The following is a 15,027-nucleotide window of genomic DNA, read 5'->3' on the forward strand; positions in this document are numbered from 1 at the left end:
TGGGGGCTTGCTCCGGTCGGGTTAGTGCGATCAGGGGGATCGCCAAGGAGGGCCTGGGCGGGTGAATTGATTACAAACATGGTGCTCCGACTGTGATCAGTGCAGGCGGACGGCTGCCTGCGGGCCAGAGCATGGCATTGAGGAGCGGATACCTTCAATATGCGGGCAATGAGTCTGAGGGTATGTTTGATGGACCCTGCGTCAACCAGGATTCAAAATTATCAAGAGGGGGCTAGTATGCAGAAAATATGGGGGGTGTCAATTCTCGTTGCGAATCGTAACTGGAAGTTATAGTTCGTTGTAGGATATGAGTTCGTTTATTGAGGGTCAAATGCTTCCTTGATGCATGCGTCCTACGAAATGTAGTAGCTCCGGGCTACTTGCTGACGGGAAATATCAGTCAGTACGAGGTTGATGTTGATTTTCGTCCCATCTGCTCTTCGCTGGCGGCACTTTTAAGCATTTATGGCTGAGCAAGTGGGGCGTCAGAGATGCTCGCTATGAATAGGGCTATTTCTTGTTGAAGTTTTTATAGTTTGTATTTATGATTTGAAAATCTTAGTTATTTTGGTTATGGCTGTAAGTAGTGGTCCTCTGTGTTTCGCAACGATCTCGTGGATTAATAAATGTGATTACAGGCGCGTCATATTGGGCGCCTGTATAAGGTTGTGTGAATGTAGTATGGGGTGGCCAAAAACATGTTGATAAGGCGGTAGAGGGTTACTCGGCCAGTATTTTTTTGAATTCACGCTTTAGTGTGGTAGCCATTCCGCAGACGGACAGTCCATAGTGCGCTAGCTCTTTTGCTCTGAGAATATCACCTTTAGACATCCATGACATCGCGGAGATTCGAGCTAATCGAGATTTAGTCATTGAACTAAACTGATAGGGTATGTTTCCTGACTCGATATTGCTTGGCGATAGTGGTAGGCAAATTGAATCTTGGTTCTCAAAGCTATTGAATAGTGAAATTCCGTGAGAGTTAAGCAATTTTATGGAGTTGTCTCTCAACGCATCTCTGTTCTGGGTATTTTCTATCCAGAAGTCACTTTCCTCTGGTGGTGTGATTCGAAATCTTATATCGCAATCAAGTTCGGATTTTTCCAGAAGTATGTCTTGGGCGGGGGTGTGTAAGAAAAGTGCTATTACGCCGCCGTTGTAGCAGATTGCATTGTTATCGCTTCTGGCTTGTGGTGAAATATAGTCAGCATAGTGTTCGCGCAGCCTGATAAAACCAGATGGGGTTGGAATGAACCCGTTCTGCTTTAATTCGTCAGATATTACTCTTGATGCCTCGTGTTCTAATGCGTTCATCGTATGGATACCTTAAAATTCCTTGTTGCTATATTTGGTTTCAATTCCTAGCTTGTCAAGCTTTTTTTGTAGCGCGGGCGTTGGTCCTGATTTTTGGGTCCTGGCGCTCCTGGAGAACTCCCAGACTACTCGATCCACGTCACCTTTCCGCATCAATTTTACATCGCGAGCTAGTTCTTGGCGTATTCGCGAGTTCAATCCTGTTCTTCCGACTTTTGATTCGATTGCAACAATTTCCCCTCCCTTTTTTAGAATATCTACTCGTCTTAATCCACCTGTTACTCGGAAGTTCTTTTCAATTTCAGCACCTTCCCTTGCGGCTATGTGGTCTCGCGCTGCATCTCCAGACTTTTTGTTAGATTGGACCGTTCCTCCACTTCTTGACTTGATCGGGCCATTATGTGAAGGGTTTGGTTGCCGTGAAGTGGGTTTCGGGCTTGACGTTTTTTTTGGTATGGCCTTGTCGGGCGTTTTATTTAAAGTCTTAAGGCTTGATGAACCGCGTCTTGCCATCTTTCCTGTCGTTCCAGCCCAGCCGATGAACGGTATGGCAGAGGCAAATGAGAGTGCAGCCCCAGTATAGTCTCCTCTGAGGAAACTGACGAATCCGTTAGAGATATCAGCGGCTTCTCCAAAAATTGGAATTAGACCGACAAGATCTAGGCCAAATTGAATTTTGTCTAGGATTTCATCTGCACTGGAATTCTCGGCTGTGGTTTGGTTTTCCACAGGAGGATTGGAGTGATCTGCACTTGTGTTAGATGTTTGTACCTCACCTACAACTCGACCAACAGTGTTGCCGTTGGCGTTTGTTCCTGCTGTATTTGTTTCTTTGATAGCTGCAGGTGGAATGTAGTTTGGTAATTGATACTCAGACACGTCTTCTCGGAATTTTGTATATTCCTCATAAGTTAAGTGTTCACGAGTCAGCAGGGTTTTTCCTTCCCAGAACTGAACTACTACGCCGTTGCCTTCTTGATAAGTGGCGATGCTATGCGTGTCACTTATGTATCGTTGGAACTTACTGACTTCAATTTCTACAGGCTCGTCCATGGCTACGACCCATTCATCCAGAAGAGATCATTGTGGCGGACGACTAATTTCCCCTCAGCGCGCACTGTGCTGCTATTTTCTTGCGGATAACATTTGCCACCAACGGTATTGCTCAGGATCCCTTTTGCCGCGCCTGCCTGATCCCCCTCTGTTTTAGGTACTAGACTCATGTCGTATACGACGATTGGTTTGCCGTTGACGCGCACGGATTTAGCTACGCCAGTCGCTATTTTGAGTTCCGCAGTGACGGGATAGGGAACAGGCGGGGTCGCGCCACCCATTGGGGTTTTACAAACATCGGGGGCGATGCTGACGACTCTCAAGTTTTCTTGTTTACGAGCAAGTATATTCTCTGCCATCAGCCTCTCTCCCCATCAGCTGTTTTTGTTGGTCGGGTGCGTTTTATGAGCGGGGCTGTGGGGTCGATTTCGAACCTGGCTTCCAGTGCACGGATAGGTTCGGTAGAGAGAAGACTGATTCGATGAGTCAACGACAAACTCATTGCGTCTGTGTCGATAACCAGGGTGTCTGTGAGTAAAGGAATGGGAATCAGAGCACCGTTGTGAAGCCGTGCCAGAAGAAATGGCCGATGACCTGGTAATTCAACGACCAGACGACCGTTGTGGCCGTTTTCCTGTGAGGTCAGGTTGAACAATTCGATCTGTACGCCAGGCTTCAAGAAAGCTGTCTGCTGATCTGCAGGAGCACAGTTCCAATAGCCAAACTCAAAGTCGGCAGGGAGGCCAGGCCAGCGAGTGTCCCGCCATTCATCGTCATAGGTGCCCGCCAGGGTAAGACGTGGTGCCCAGGCGCGCCCGACTACTCCAAACCCTGCTGGTTGGTGAGTGAGCGTGCTGGATATTTCGGCCATCTCTTTAGCAGTGACATCACCGTCAGGCTGACGAGTTATTACAAGTTTGCTAATGGGATCATTGATCTGCTCAATTTGAGGGGCCAGCAATTCCTCTACCGATTGCTCAATGGATTTTGTGAGCTCAAAGTGACGAGCTTCGACCCATCCCTGGCCCAGGGGGTTGCTATAGCAAACCTGATTTATAATGTGAGGCTCAGAGGCATGATCAGGAAACTGTGGATTATGCAAAATGCTGGCGCCGCCAAAAGCGTATTCCCACTGCAATGGAACGCGGTCGGCGAACTCAGCCTCAGTCACATGCCAACCCGACAGCAGGCCCCGCTTGAACGTTCGAGGTCCAGTGAAGCGTAGACGCTTGTTCAACAAGATATTACTAGTTGGGGCATTAGCGCGGCGCAGTGTTGCCTCCGCTTGTGCATCCCGCCATGCATATAACTGTTGCTCCGTCGGAGGTCCGTCTGAAGTGGACGATTTTGGTGATGCAATATTTATCTCTAATGGCGCCGCAGGTTCGCTCAAGCGAATTCCAGCAGTCCACGACCGCGCAGCTTCCATGCCTGGTGCATAGGCATGTCCATTGACGATAACATCACAGCGAGGTTTGAAAGGTGCTAAATCACTTTCTTCCTTGACGCTACTGCGCCCTTCCTCGCCATAGTATTTATCGGCTAGGCAAAGTGGAACTGGATCATCATCGATTACTTCAGCGGAAAAGCTCCCCGGTTTCTTGGCAATGGGTTGTAGTCGATAGCCAACTTTCATCACAATCACTGGGTGCTCTATATCCAGTTTACTGAGCGCACTGAAGCACATGACGTCAAACGGCGTCAGGTTGCGAAATTCCATCCTGGGTTACCCCTTCAGTTAAGATCGACATCCTTGCCGTTGATTTGCACAGGCCCTGTGGCACTGAAGTCAAAGTTGCTGCCGTTGATCAGCACGGTTCCGTCGGACTTCATGACCAACGACGCTTTACCAACCGTGATGCTGAGTTCGTCGCCTGCTGTGATGTTGAAGCGGCTGCCAACGATCACGGACTTGTGAATGCCTACCTGCTCGCTTTGGCTAAGACCAACTGTCGTGTTCATTGCCGCACCGACACTGACCTGGTAGCCCGCGCCAATGGTCAATGCCTTGGCCAATGCGATGGTCTCGGTCTTGTTGGCACCGATGGAGATGGTTTCGTTATGATCCACCCGCTCGCTGCGGTCATTGCCGACGAAGGTGGTTTCGTTGTGTTTGACGACGTTGTTCTGGTCCCTCTCCGCATGGATAAACACTTCCTGTCGACCCAGCTCATCCTCGAAACGCAGCTCGTTGAAGCCATCACCCTTGTGGGTCTGGCTCTTGATGGTCATGCGGGTTTTGTGGTCGGGCAGGTCGTAGGGCGGCAGCTGGTTACCGCAATAGGTACGCCCGGTAATCATCGGCTGGTCGGGGTCGCCGTTGACGTACTGGATGACCACGTCCTGCCCGATGCGCGGGATGGCCATCGAGCCCCAACTGCCACCTGCCCACCCTTGGGATACCCGCACCCAGCAGGAGCTGAACTCGTCGTTGTTGCTCTCCCGGTCCCAGGGGAAGCTGACCTTGACCCGGCCCCATTCGTCGCAGTAGATCTCCTCGCCCGGAGGGCCGACCACGGTTGCCATGTGCGGGCCGTCCACGCGGGGCTTTTCGAGCGGAGCAGGGCGCCATTCGGTTCTGCCGGGTACCAGTTGGGCGGTTTGCTCATAGCGTGTGCTTTGATCGACGCCGGCTGCTTCTTCCTGGAGGCTGGTGAACTGACTGCCCTTGTGAACCACGCTGTTCACGCGCCAATGCACATTTAGGTCGTCGCGAGGGTGGCCTGTGAGTGTGAAGCTCAGGCCAGGCTGCAGCCTGACGTCATCCCCCTGCACCTGCGCGATGCGCACATCATGGCGCAGGGCGGTGATCCGGTTTTCAGTGAACGGCTTGCCCACGGCATCGCGTTTGTAGCGGCCAGGGTAGTCGAAGCGCTCGTAGTCGCTGGACTGGTGTTCCAGGAAAGCGCCTGAAGCACGGTGTTCCTGGCGATACGCCGGGTTGGTGAAGGTGTAGTCGCGCTGTACCTGTCGCGAGGTTCTGACGTGCTCGCTGTAGCAAAAGCGCCGCAGGCAAGGCCTGGCCTGATCGCCGCCACTGTCGGACTGATACAGCACGGTGTCGGGGTCGATAACGTCTTCGCCGTCGAAGAAGCCTTCGTCACTGTTGTCGGTCTTGAGCGCCCCATGGCTGATCAGCCCGAGGGATAGCAGCTGATCCGTGATGATCAGCTTATGCAGGGTTTCACTGTGCTCGAAGCGATAGACAAAGCCCTCTTCAGCCGCCAGGCGGGCGATGAAGGCAAGGTCGGTCTCGCCCGCTTGCACGCAGAACTCGCGCACGTGGTGATCCCTGATCGCGCGAAGCTCGTATTGAACGATGCCTTGACGTTTGAGCATCAGCTCAAGAATCTGCGGGACGGTCTTTTGCTGAAAGATGCGCCAGTTCGAGCGCAGTCCGGCGCGGGCCAGGATGGGTTCGACCAATGCGTTGTAGTAGGTACGGTAGAAGCCGCTTTCGCCCTGGCTGAATCGGCTGACCAGGCCGTGCACGTAACGCACCGGACCTTTGCCATCCCAGATCGTGAACACGATGGGTTTATCCAGCAGTTGGCCGAAATCGATGTCGGGTTCGAAGCTGATCAATTCCAGCTCGAGGGTGAAGGGCGTGCTGATCGCTTCCTTGAGTTCGAACGACACCACTTCAAATTCGGCATTGCCAACGAGTGGCTCGAAGGTGTACCGCAAATCAGATTGGCTGGCCATGAAAAATCCTTCCGCCGTCTGAGAGTTCAAAAACCCTTGGCAGGGCATGCCTGCCAGGGGTGTTCAGCCGGGTTAGACGATCGGTTTACGCCAGTCGTCGGAGCCTTCGGTGCCTGCGGTGACGTGGGTCCAGGAGATCTTGCGGTATGACATCGACACCTCGATCAACTGGGTGAAGTCAGCGTTCTCCTTGTTTTGTGCATGAGGCAGGGTGGTGTTGATGTCGACGATGGTGGCGTCCTCCAGCTTGGTGGTGAAGAAGTGCTCCTGCTTGCCCTCCACGGAAGTGCGATACCAGTTGACTTCAACGGTCGGCAGCATTTCGCCGCTGGCCAGCGCCTGATACATCAGCGGTGTCGCCTTGTTCAGTGAGCTGGTGAAGGCGAACGGTTTGTGTACGCGTTGGCCGGCCGGCTGGCCGCTTTGCGGGTCGGTAGGTACGGTTACCCGGTGTTTGATTTCCTGTACCAGGATCTCGTCTTCGTGGCCTTCGACAAACACGTTGCCGACCGAATCGGAGGTGAAGGCGCCCGCAGTGATGTTGCCTTGGGTCTGGCCTTCGATCTTGATGTAAGCGGGTGTTGGCATGGCAGTTTCTCCTGCGTCCATGTGGATAAGCACGTGCACAAAGGGCAGCGTGGCCATCGAAATCGATGGGCTTTTTCAACGAGGTAAATGCCCCGTCAATTCGTTGAATTCGGGTGTGCCGCCTGTTTACTGCTGCAAGATGCCGTTGAGCGACTGCAGCACCTCATTGGTGATCAGGTGCAGGCGGTAGCTGTAGATGCCGTAGGCTGTGGCCATCGCAATGGCAGAAATCACCAACGGGCTCCACCAGGGCCACTGCCGGTTCATGCGGAAGTTGCGCGGGGCGACGTTGGTGTAGGGGTCGCAGACTGTTGTCGGCGTGGGTCCACGCAGCTCACGGATGATTCCGTGAAGTTGGTGAATGAGCGTGTTCAGCGTTTCTTCGCCCTTTGGCGCCAGGGCGTACTTGCCCTTCAGGCCCAGGCACAGGATGAAGTACATGAACTCCAGCACGTCCTTGTACTGCCGGGGCTCTTGCATCAGGCGCGAAATCACGGTGAAGATCTTTTCGCCACCGAACGTTTCGCTGTGGAAAATGCTGAGCAGGGGCTCCTGGCTCCAGAGGCTTGCCTGGCCCCAGGGCCTCTCCATCACGGCTTCATCGATGAACAGGCACAGGCCATAGGAATAGGCCAGAAGTTGCGTGGCCTCGTAGCCCTGCTGACGCAGCTCTTGCTGAATATTTTCGATCTGGTTGCGCACCTGCCGGTGCACCTGTTCGAGGTTGGGCAGTGTATCGAGCGTGCGGATGCGCATGACCAAGCCGAGCAAAGGGGCGGCGGCGTCCAGCATCACGTTGCTGTAGCCGCCCCGCAGTTGGAAATCCGGATCGGCTGGGTAACCTTCACCCGCCGGATCGGGCTCTGGCGTGAGTGTCGAGCATCCTGCCCCCTTTGTGCCTGCAGTGTTTTCAAGCATCCAGCGCAGCTGCTCGACTTTCGCAGGTGCGCTGCCATCGCCCGGGTGGTCGTTCGCGTGCATTTTACTCACTCCTGATTGCCCAGAACTGCAACTCGAGCCCGGGGAATTCCCCGGCAATATGAATCCCGAAACCGTTGGCCGTGTTCATGCAGGCCCAGGCCGGGTCGCGGCGGTCGAGCCCGAAATAGCTGAAGCCTGCATGGAAGGGCAGCTCGCGCGGCGCCACCGGCAGCGGCTGTAGCGCAATACCGGGCAGTTGCTTGTGCACCAGGTCATTCAAGGTTTCCAGGGACGTGACCTTGGCCTTCTGCATGAACAGTTGGCGCAAGGTCGGCGGCGGCATGTCTGCACGCACGGCAAGGATGAAGTCCGCGTCATCGATCAGGCGGCGGTCTTCGAGCGTCGTCGTCATTACCCCGTAATCGAGCGCGTTCAGCGGTAGAGAGACCGCCCGCGGCTGCAGGACCGTACCCAGGGCGCGGCGCAACGTATCCTGCAGGGGTTTGAACGACGCACGCAATGCGCTGTGCTGGTAGGCGGGGTACTCGGCAGGCAGCCGGCTTTCGTCGGTGAAGGTCACAAACTCGCCGCACGCCTGGCTCATGTGCAGGTACAGCTGCTCAGGGTGTGTCTGCCCCTGCCTGGCCAGGTGCTGGAAGCACGGCCACCAGCGGTTCATGGCTTGCAACAGGTTGAAGTCGCGGATATCGGCGATGCCGGATTGGCCAGCAGCACCGATTCGGCTGGCCAGGTTGCGTGAGCGCTCGCGCAGGGTGTTGGTGATTTCTTCGAGGTAACGCTGCAGTGCGGGCACAGCCCGTACCGAGACGCTGGTCGGGTAGAACCCTTCGTCGAGTTGCAGGCTGCCATCGGGTCGCCGCTCCAGGATACGTGCCAGTGCCAGGCGGGTGTAGGCGCTGCTGTCGTCAGCCTTGCGCTTGAGTTGCAGGTTGGGCACTGCCAGGTCGACCTGGGCCAAATCGCCATCGGCGCTGTGGGTGTCCTTGATTTCCTGGGGCTGGGCGCTGTAGCGGAAATTGGCGGCGTTGTCGGGCCAACTCACCTCTCGACCGCCCTCGGTGCGCAGCGGCAGGCACAGGTAAACCTCGCTGTCCTTTGCGCCGTCGTCGTCGATTTCCAGCGGCGGCGGGGGCGGCAGGTCTGCCGGGATGTCGAACACCGTACCGTCCGGCATGATGCCGCGGGCGCGGGTGATCGCGACCTTGCCCAGGCTCAGGTATTCCTCGTTCAGTTGCAGCTCGCTGAAGCCATAAAAGGCCGCGTTCAGGCTGGCAAAACGTTGGTGCTGGGCTGCTTCAGCGGCGCGGGTAGCTTGCTGGAAATGCTGCGGTTTGACGAACAGGCCTTCAGGCCACAGGACGGGATTACGTGAACTCATGAGCGCTCCGTGTCAGCGTGAGTGAGCGAGAAGGGCAGGGTTGCAGGCGCCATCAGTCTTGCTCCTTGAGCAAAACCTGCGTGTCGTTGAGCAACACCGACAGGATGATCTGGTGGCCCCGCGGTGGAATGCGCAGTACCTGGTTCCAGGTGGCATCGTCCTGGTTGCGGTAATCGGCGATCACGGCAACGAAGCGGGTCTCGGGCTCGATGGCGGTAAAGGGAATGAACTTGAACTGCCCAGGGTGCAGCAGGTAATCGTCATCGCGAATATAGGTACTGCGCAGCGCCTTGGCGGGGTCTTTGTCCAGCAGCTCATAAAGGCTGTTGCGCAGCAATGAGTCGTCGCGCAGTTGCAGGATCTTGATAGCCATGGGCGTAGCCACCGCTTCGGTGGCCGGCGTGGTGCTGCGCGGTAAGGTCAGCACCATGTTCGCGTCTTCGTAGCGGCCGGGTGTGCTGTGCTCGAAGGGCGAGCGAAGCGGGAGATCGGCCTCCTCCTCTGGTAACTCGACAGGCGAGGCGGCCGGGTACTGCTCCTGCAGAAACTCGAACAGGGTGCCGACCTTCTCGGCCAGGGCGTAGGGGTCGCCCGCGCTCAAGGTGACTGCGTAGGGGCTGGGGGCCAGGCTGCTTTCTTGCTCGGCCAGCACCTCCACACTGCTGGGGTTGCTGTTGAGTGTGGGGCTGGCGTTGATGCTGAAAGCAATTTCGGTAGGGTGATCCTTGGGCGGCCCGACGGGTATCGAAGGGTTCAGCGCCACTTGGCCCATTTTGCCTAGGGCGGTGCAGCCCGAGAGCCCGATCAGGGTTGCCAGAAGCCCGGCCACTAGTGAATGACGCGTCATGGGCGTTCTCCTGCAACCAGGCGGTCCAGTGGGTCCTGCGCCGTGGCTTGCGTCACCGCGTCCAGTGCTGCCAAGGGATCGTTGCCCATACCTTGGGCGAATACCGAGCAAATCTCGGCGACCGGGGCCGTTGCGGGCTGGGCAGGCCAACGCTCTGCAGGTGCATCCAGGATGAATTGGTCGAGCACCCGTGAGTCGGGGTTGAATAACGCCTCCAGCGAACGGGCATCCGCTGGCGACAGCTGGACCAACAGCCGATAAGCGCCGACCCGAAGCCGGTCGCCCTCAAGCAGCCGCCTGGCTGACCGCGTACCCAGGCTGCCCAGGTTGTCGTTCAGGTAGGTGCGCCCGCAGCGGTCGATGACGCAGAAGCTACCTTCCAGCCAACGGATCTCGCAGTGGATCGGTGCCACGCTCTGTGCACCGTCATTGATCAGCCATGCGGCCCCTACGCTGCCGATGGTGCCGCCTGCGCGATCGAATGTGTGCCGGGCCGTGACGTTGTGCTGCAACTGGTCGAGGTTGGTAATGTTCAAGGTCAATGTGCTCATGAGCGCCCCCGAAAGCGCACCACGGGGCTGATCTGGCCATGGCGGTCATCGGTGAAGCTGGTCCAGCCTAAGTGGGCGCCTTGGCGCGGGTGCAGGCAGAAGGGCGACAGCGCGTTCTGCTGCAGCCGCAATTCCAGGTCGTAGGCCAACCCATCGCGCAGCAGGAAGTCGATCAAGGCGCGCAAGCGATTGAAGTTGATGCCGCTGGGCAGCAAGCCACGCAGTTGGGTTTGGTCCAGCTCGCTGATCACGATGGTGAACTTGCTGCTGCGCGTTCGCGTGCGGCTGCCGACCAGGAACGAAGTGCCCAGCTCGCCGTTGCTGCAGCCAAGGCTTACCAGTTGCCGGTTTGTCGTAGGCACCGAGCGGGTCTCGAACTCCCTGATGTGCACCTGTTTCAGGTCGAAGCAGTGGGCGATGATGCCCGCGACGGTGCCCGGTGCGCGGCTGCGGCTGGCGATGACACCGGCGAAGCTGAGCAGTCGGCTCCACGGCAACGGCGTGTCGCCGCGCAGTTGTTTGTCATTCAACCCCAGCAGGGCAAAGATGTACTGGGAGAAGCCATCGCTGGCACCTGGCTGGAAGCGAATGTAGTAGCGGTACTTGCGCCACACGCGGTGCAGCAGGCTGAGCAGGTAGTGGTTGAAGAAGTCGAAAAAGGCTGGCCGTACACCGATACCCTGCGCATGCTCGTAGGCCACCTGCTCCAGGTAGTAGGCAGGCAAGGGTGAGTCAGTGCCATGCAGGCCCATGAAGGTGGCGCACACGCGGTAGCGGTCTTCTGCCCCGGGCATGCGTTCGGCTTTGTACACGTCGGAAACCGGAAACGTCAGCCGTGGGTCACAGGCCAGCCGCACGCGCAGCCGGGTGGCCTGGTCCGGCCAGCGCGGTTCCAGGTCATCCCCATGCAAGCCGTGCAGGCGCTCCAGCAACTGGTAGAAGTTGTACTGGTGTGCCTCGGCGAGCAGCCTGTCGGCTAGATCAGCGGTTGTTTGCCGGTCTGGATGGGCCATGTGTAGTGCTCGTTGTTGGTGATGTTGATCACTTCCAGTTGATGGAAGGAATTGATGCTGGCGTACAGGGCGAAGAAGTGCGCCAGCACGCAGCCGAACAGGTACAGGTCGCCTTCGCACAGGAAGGCGGCCTGGTCCAGCTTCAGCCGTGTGCGTAGCCCGCGAATGGGCTGGCCCTTGATCAGCCAATCCAGAGGCTCGGTCTGAACATCGCGAATGCCTTCCAGGCGCTTGTGGGTCGTGCGTGTCTGCTGCAGGTCGTGCAAGGCCACGAAGTCATAGGCACGGATCACCGCCTTCAGCGGCTCGGCAGACAGCAGCGACAGGTAGTTGAGCGACATGTTGGAAACCAGCGCCCACTGCAACTGGCCATCCAGCACTGGCCGGTAGGGGCGGGTGGGTTTGCAGATGTTGGTGTAGGTGGTCAGCGCTGGCGTGGCTTCGGAAATCACATCGATGTCGTCGACGCCCAACGCCAGGGGCAGATCGCGGTTGGTGCAGGTCAGGTCGATGGACGCCGTTTCCAGCTCACCGGTGTAAGCGTTGGCATCGGCACGCACGAAGGCGATGCGATGTGTGACGCCCTCGCCGCGCAAGGACTCCTCGAGGGTGTAGCGGTAGTACAACGCCGTGCGCCCTTGAGCATGCTCGATCTCATGGGCGAACGATTCGAACGGGCGGAACGTGCGTAGGTGTTCGCCGGTGCTGCCGTCTGTTGTGGTGCGGGTGCTGACCACCTTGTCGACACTGAAAATCTCATACGCATGCCGTTCTTTCCCTCTGGGGGTCAGCTCGGCAGGGGCCTGCCGATTGGAGAGGTCGATAGGTTCGGCGCTGTAGCTGAACAGGTTGACCGCCGGCGTGCAGAACAGGCGCAAATCCGCCATGCCGATACGCAACGAGGCAGGAAGCTGGCGGGTGAAGTGAAGTTCGATGCCCACCTGCCGAGTCGCTTGATCGGGCCAGACTTTCTGCAGTGCGCTAACGCTGAAGAAGTGGAAGCGCTTCGCGAAAACGAAGTATTCCTGCAGGATCCGATAGCCATCGAAGACGTTCTGCGGATACGGCAGCAACCCTTCGTTCGCGCTGAAGCCCGGAAAGATGATGCTGCTGGCCGGCAACCGGTGCACTTGGCCATCGATCGTTACCGCCACATGCTTGAGGTATTGAGCAAGCCACAGGTAGAGCGTGCGGGCTGTCTTGTCATCACCGCTCAAGTGGAAATCCAGGCTGTCGCAGCCGAGGGTGTTCAAGGGGCGCTCGACCAGGGTGCGCAGTTCGATGCGTGCTACCGAACTGTCGAGCGTCTGGGTAGCGCTGACCGATTCGATCTCGAACGGGTGGATGTCCACGGCCGTGCACGTACGAAATTCACAAGGCACGCCATCCACGGGCCTGGAGAACAACGGTGAGCCCTTGGGAATGCAGTGTGATTGGCTGAGCGCTTGCTTGAGTGGCGTGAACTGGATGATCGTGGCGCTCGGCAGGGGCCGCAGGTAATTGGGCCACAGCAACTGCAGCATGGGCTGCGTCAGCTCTGGCAGGTCATCCTCCAGCTTGAGGCGCAACTTGGCGGTGAGGAAGGCAAAAGCCTCCATCAGCCGTTCGACGTCCGGGTCGCTGCCACCTTTGCCCAGCAGCCGGGCAAGTTGTGGGTTGTCGGTAGCGAAGTCGTTGCCCAGTTCATGCAGGTAACGCAACTCTTCGCTGAATCGATCCTTGAGTGACATCGGTCACCTCACTCGGGTATGGCGGCTATGGCCGTTGACCAGCAGCTCCAGTTGCAGCTGCTCGTGGTGGTTGTTGACCTGCACCAGGCAGTCCAGCCTGAAATGCAGCTCCAGCGGGGCGTGACACGCGGGCATGGCCTTGAGCGCGCGCACGTGCACGCGCGGCTCGAAGCGCTGAATGGTGCGGCGTATGTCGGCACTCACTTGCTTCAACAGGTCGCCACTGCTTGTGGCATGCCCGTTGAAGTCATGCAGGCCCAGTTCAGGGCTGCTTTGTGAGCAGCCCTGACGTGCATTGAGTAGCGTTTCAAGGTGGCGCTTGATGGCGGCAATCTTTTCGGCAGCGTTTTCTTGCCGGGAAGGCGTGCGGGTAACAGACGGGTCCGTCACCAAGCGATTGAAAAAACCACTCATTCGGTATCAAGCCGGCCAACCAGCGAGATCTCGAAATTTGCGCCCATGTATTTGAAGTGCGGGCGCACGGCGAGCGAGACCTGGTACCAGCCCGGATCCCCGGCAACGTCCGAAACCACGACCTTCGCGGCCCGCAATGGGCGACGGCTGCGCACATCGGCCGAAGGGTTTTCCTGGTCGGCGACGTACTGCCTGATCCATTTGTTCAGCTCGGACTCAAGATCGCGACGTTCCTTCCAGCTGCCGATCTGCTCGCGCTGCAGCACCTTGATGTAATGGGCCAGGCGATTGACGATGAACAAGTAGGGCAGTTGCGTGCCCAGCTTGTAGTTGGTTTGGGCCTGCAGGCCTTCCGGCGTCTTGGGAAACTGCTTCGGTTTCTGGACCGAATTGGCCGAGAAGAACGCGGCGTTGTCGCTGTCCTTGCGCATGGTCAAGGCGATGAAGCCTTCTTCGGCCAGCTCGAATTCCTTGCGGTCGGATATCAGCACCTCGGTTGGAATTTTCGCTTGCAGTTGCCCCAGCGCCTCATACAGATGCACGGGCAGGTCCTCGACGGCGCCACCGGACTGCGGGCCAATGATGTTCGGGCACCACCGGTAGCGGGCAAAGCTGTCGTTGATGCAGCTGGCCAGCAGGAAAGCGGAGTTGCCCCACAGGTAGTTGTCGTGTCGCCCGTCGATGTTTTCTTCGTAGTTGAAGGTTTTGATCGGCTGTTCCTGAGGGTGGTAGGCCGAGCGGAGCATGAAACGTGGCCCGGTCAGCGCAACGTGCCGAGCGTCTTCGCTTTCGCGGAAGGCGCGCCACTTGGCATGCCGTGGCCCTGCGAAGATGTCTTTGATCTCCTTCAGGTTGGGCAGCTCTTCAAAGCTGCTCAAATTGAAGAAATCGGGTGCGGGGGCGGCAAGGAAGGGGGCGTGCGCCATGGCACCGACAGACGCCATGTAACTCAACAGTTTGATGTCTGTGGCAGCGGGGCCGAAGTGGTAGTTGCCCAACATGGCCGCCACCGGCTCACCACCGAATTGCCCATAACCTGCGGTGTAAACGTGTTTGTACATACCGCTGCAGGTAATATCGGCCGCATTCTCAAAGTCATCGAGCAGGTCGTCTTTGCTGACATGCAATACTTCAAGCTTGATGTTCTCGCGGAAGTCTGTGCGGTCGACCAGCAGTTTGAGGCTGCGCCATGAAGATTCAAGTTCCTGGAATGCCGGCTGATGGAGGATGGCATCCATCTGCCGGCTGAGCACCCGGTCCAGCTCTGCAATCATCTGGTCGACGCGGTGTTTGTTGATGAGTTGATCTGGATCATTACTTTTGAGTATTTCGGCAATAAAGGCCGATACACCTTGGCGAGCGACTTGATAGCCCTCTTGTGCGGGCACCAGTTTGGTTTCGGCCATGATCTGGTCGAGCAACGTGGCGCTGCTCAATGTTTCGCCCGACCGTTCAGCGGCGAGGGGAGTGCTGGTTGACTTTGCCATGGGAC

Annotated in this window: 14 protein-coding genes; all 14 read right to left on the minus strand. The window is 57.4% G+C overall.

Features of this window, described 5'->3' with window-relative positions; translation table 11 throughout:
* Positions 1-720 precede the first annotated feature (720 nt).
* Positions 721-1,314 (minus strand): DUF4304 domain-containing protein, encoded by a 594-nt coding sequence (locus tag DMX12_RS19970; protein WP_110679240.1) that lies wholly within the window; start codon positions 1,312-1,314, stop codon positions 721-723.
* A 12-nt stretch (positions 1,315-1,326) separates the two neighbouring features.
* Positions 1,327-2,367 carry a hypothetical protein gene (locus DMX12_RS29165; RefSeq protein ID WP_146226855.1) on the minus strand — a complete coding sequence of 347 codons (1,041 nt, stop codon included), beginning with the start codon at positions 2,365-2,367 and terminating at the stop codon, positions 1,327-1,329.
* A gap of 2 nt (positions 2,368-2,369) precedes the next feature.
* Positions 2,370-2,726: a DUF4150 domain-containing protein gene (locus DMX12_RS19975; RefSeq protein WP_110679241.1), complete on the minus strand. Its 357-nt coding sequence runs from the start codon at positions 2,724-2,726 to the stop codon at positions 2,370-2,372.
* Positions 2,726-4,087, minus strand: a complete 1,362-nt coding sequence (locus tag DMX12_RS19980; RefSeq protein WP_110679242.1) for a DUF2169 domain-containing protein — start codon at positions 4,085-4,087, stop codon at positions 2,726-2,728. The genes DMX12_RS19975 and DMX12_RS19980 overlap by 1 nt, the downstream gene beginning before the upstream one ends.
* A 14-nt stretch (positions 4,088-4,101) precedes the next feature.
* Positions 4,102-6,072, minus strand: a complete 1,971-nt coding sequence (locus DMX12_RS19985) for a type VI secretion system Vgr family protein (RefSeq protein ID WP_110679243.1) — start codon at positions 6,070-6,072, stop codon at positions 4,102-4,104.
* A 72-nt stretch (positions 6,073-6,144) separates the two neighbouring features.
* Positions 6,145-6,660, minus strand: a complete 516-nt coding sequence (locus tag DMX12_RS19990; RefSeq protein WP_054905717.1) for an Hcp family type VI secretion system effector — start codon at positions 6,658-6,660, stop codon at positions 6,145-6,147.
* Positions 6,661-6,786: 126 nt separating this feature from the next.
* Positions 6,787-7,578, minus strand: a complete 792-nt coding sequence (gene icmH, locus DMX12_RS19995) for a type IVB secretion system protein IcmH/DotU (protein WP_232108468.1) — start codon at positions 7,576-7,578, stop codon at positions 6,787-6,789.
* 64 nt (positions 7,579-7,642) lie between these two features.
* Entirely contained in the window at positions 7,643-8,980 is a 1,338-nt protein-coding gene (gene tssK / locus DMX12_RS20000; RefSeq protein ID WP_110679245.1) for a type VI secretion system baseplate subunit TssK, read from the minus strand.
* Positions 8,981-9,032: 52 nt separating this feature from the next.
* Positions 9,033-9,827: a type VI secretion system lipoprotein TssJ gene (gene tssJ, locus DMX12_RS20005; protein ID WP_029887182.1), complete on the minus strand. Its 795-nt coding sequence runs from the start codon at positions 9,825-9,827 to the stop codon at positions 9,033-9,035.
* Positions 9,824-10,378 (minus strand): FHA domain-containing protein, encoded by a 555-nt coding sequence (locus tag DMX12_RS20010; RefSeq protein WP_110679246.1) that lies wholly within the window; start codon positions 10,376-10,378, stop codon positions 9,824-9,826. The genes tssJ and DMX12_RS20010 overlap by 4 nt, the downstream gene beginning before the upstream one ends.
* Complete coding sequence (gene tssG / locus DMX12_RS20015; RefSeq protein WP_110679247.1) at positions 10,375-11,391, minus strand: type VI secretion system baseplate subunit TssG; 1,017 nt, start codon at positions 11,389-11,391, stop codon at positions 10,375-10,377. The genes DMX12_RS20010 and tssG overlap by 4 nt, the downstream gene beginning before the upstream one ends.
* A complete protein-coding gene (gene tssF / locus DMX12_RS20020; RefSeq protein ID WP_110679248.1) occupies positions 11,355-13,121 on the minus strand; it encodes a type VI secretion system baseplate subunit TssF in 1,767 nt (588 codons plus the stop codon). Before tssF ends, tssG begins: the two co-directional genes overlap by 37 nt.
* 3 nt (positions 13,122-13,124) lie before the next feature.
* On the minus strand, positions 13,125-13,535 hold the full coding sequence (gene tssE, locus DMX12_RS20025) for a type VI secretion system baseplate subunit TssE (protein ID WP_110679249.1): 411 nt from the start codon (positions 13,533-13,535) through the stop codon (positions 13,125-13,127).
* Positions 13,532-15,022 carry a type VI secretion system contractile sheath large subunit gene (tssC, locus tag DMX12_RS20030; RefSeq protein WP_110679250.1) on the minus strand — a complete coding sequence of 497 codons (1,491 nt, stop codon included), beginning with the start codon at positions 15,020-15,022 and terminating at the stop codon, positions 13,532-13,534. Before tssC ends, tssE begins: the two co-directional genes overlap by 4 nt.
* Positions 15,023-15,027: the final 5 nt, after the last annotated feature.

It is taken from the genome of Pseudomonas sp. MB-090624 (genome assembly GCF_003205245.1).
Taxonomy (GTDB): domain Bacteria; phylum Pseudomonadota; class Gammaproteobacteria; order Pseudomonadales; family Pseudomonadaceae; genus Aquipseudomonas; species Aquipseudomonas juntendi.

Coding starts and splice junctions, on each gene's coding strand:
- DMX12_RS19970 (WP_110679240.1), bottom strand. CDS start 1,314: ATGAACGCATTAGAACACGAGGCATCAAGAGTAATATCTGACGAATTA.
- DMX12_RS29165 (WP_146226855.1), bottom strand. CDS start 2,367: ATGGACGAGCCTGTAGAAATTGAAGTCAGTAAGTTCCAACGATACATA.
- DMX12_RS19975 (WP_110679241.1), bottom strand. CDS start 2,726: ATGGCAGAGAATATACTTGCTCGTAAACAAGAAAACTTGAGAGTCGTC.
- DMX12_RS19980 (WP_110679242.1), bottom strand. CDS start 4,087: ATGGAATTTCGCAACCTGACGCCGTTTGACGTCATGTGCTTCAGTGCG.
- DMX12_RS19985 (WP_110679243.1), bottom strand. CDS start 6,072: ATGGCCAGCCAATCTGATTTGCGGTACACCTTCGAGCCACTCGTTGGC.
- DMX12_RS19990 (WP_054905717.1), bottom strand. CDS start 6,660: ATGCCAACACCCGCTTACATCAAGATCGAAGGCCAGACCCAAGGCAAC.
- icmH (WP_232108468.1), bottom strand. CDS start 7,578: ATGCTTGAAAACACTGCAGGCACAAAGGGGGCAGGATGCTCGACACTC.
- tssK (WP_110679245.1), bottom strand. CDS start 8,980: ATGAGTTCACGTAATCCCGTCCTGTGGCCTGAAGGCCTGTTCGTCAAA.
- tssJ (WP_029887182.1), bottom strand. CDS start 9,827: ATGACGCGTCATTCACTAGTGGCCGGGCTTCTGGCAACCCTGATCGGG.
- DMX12_RS20010 (WP_110679246.1), bottom strand. CDS start 10,378: ATGAGCACATTGACCTTGAACATTACCAACCTCGACCAGTTGCAGCAC.
- tssG (WP_110679247.1), bottom strand. CDS start 11,391: ATGGCCCATCCAGACCGGCAAACAACCGCTGATCTAGCCGACAGGCTG.
- tssF (WP_110679248.1), bottom strand. CDS start 13,121: ATGTCACTCAAGGATCGATTCAGCGAAGAGTTGCGTTACCTGCATGAA.
- tssE (WP_110679249.1), bottom strand. CDS start 13,535: ATGAGTGGTTTTTTCAATCGCTTGGTGACGGACCCGTCTGTTACCCGC.
- tssC (WP_110679250.1), bottom strand. CDS start 15,022: ATGGCAAAGTCAACCAGCACTCCCCTCGCCGCTGAACGGTCGGGCGAA.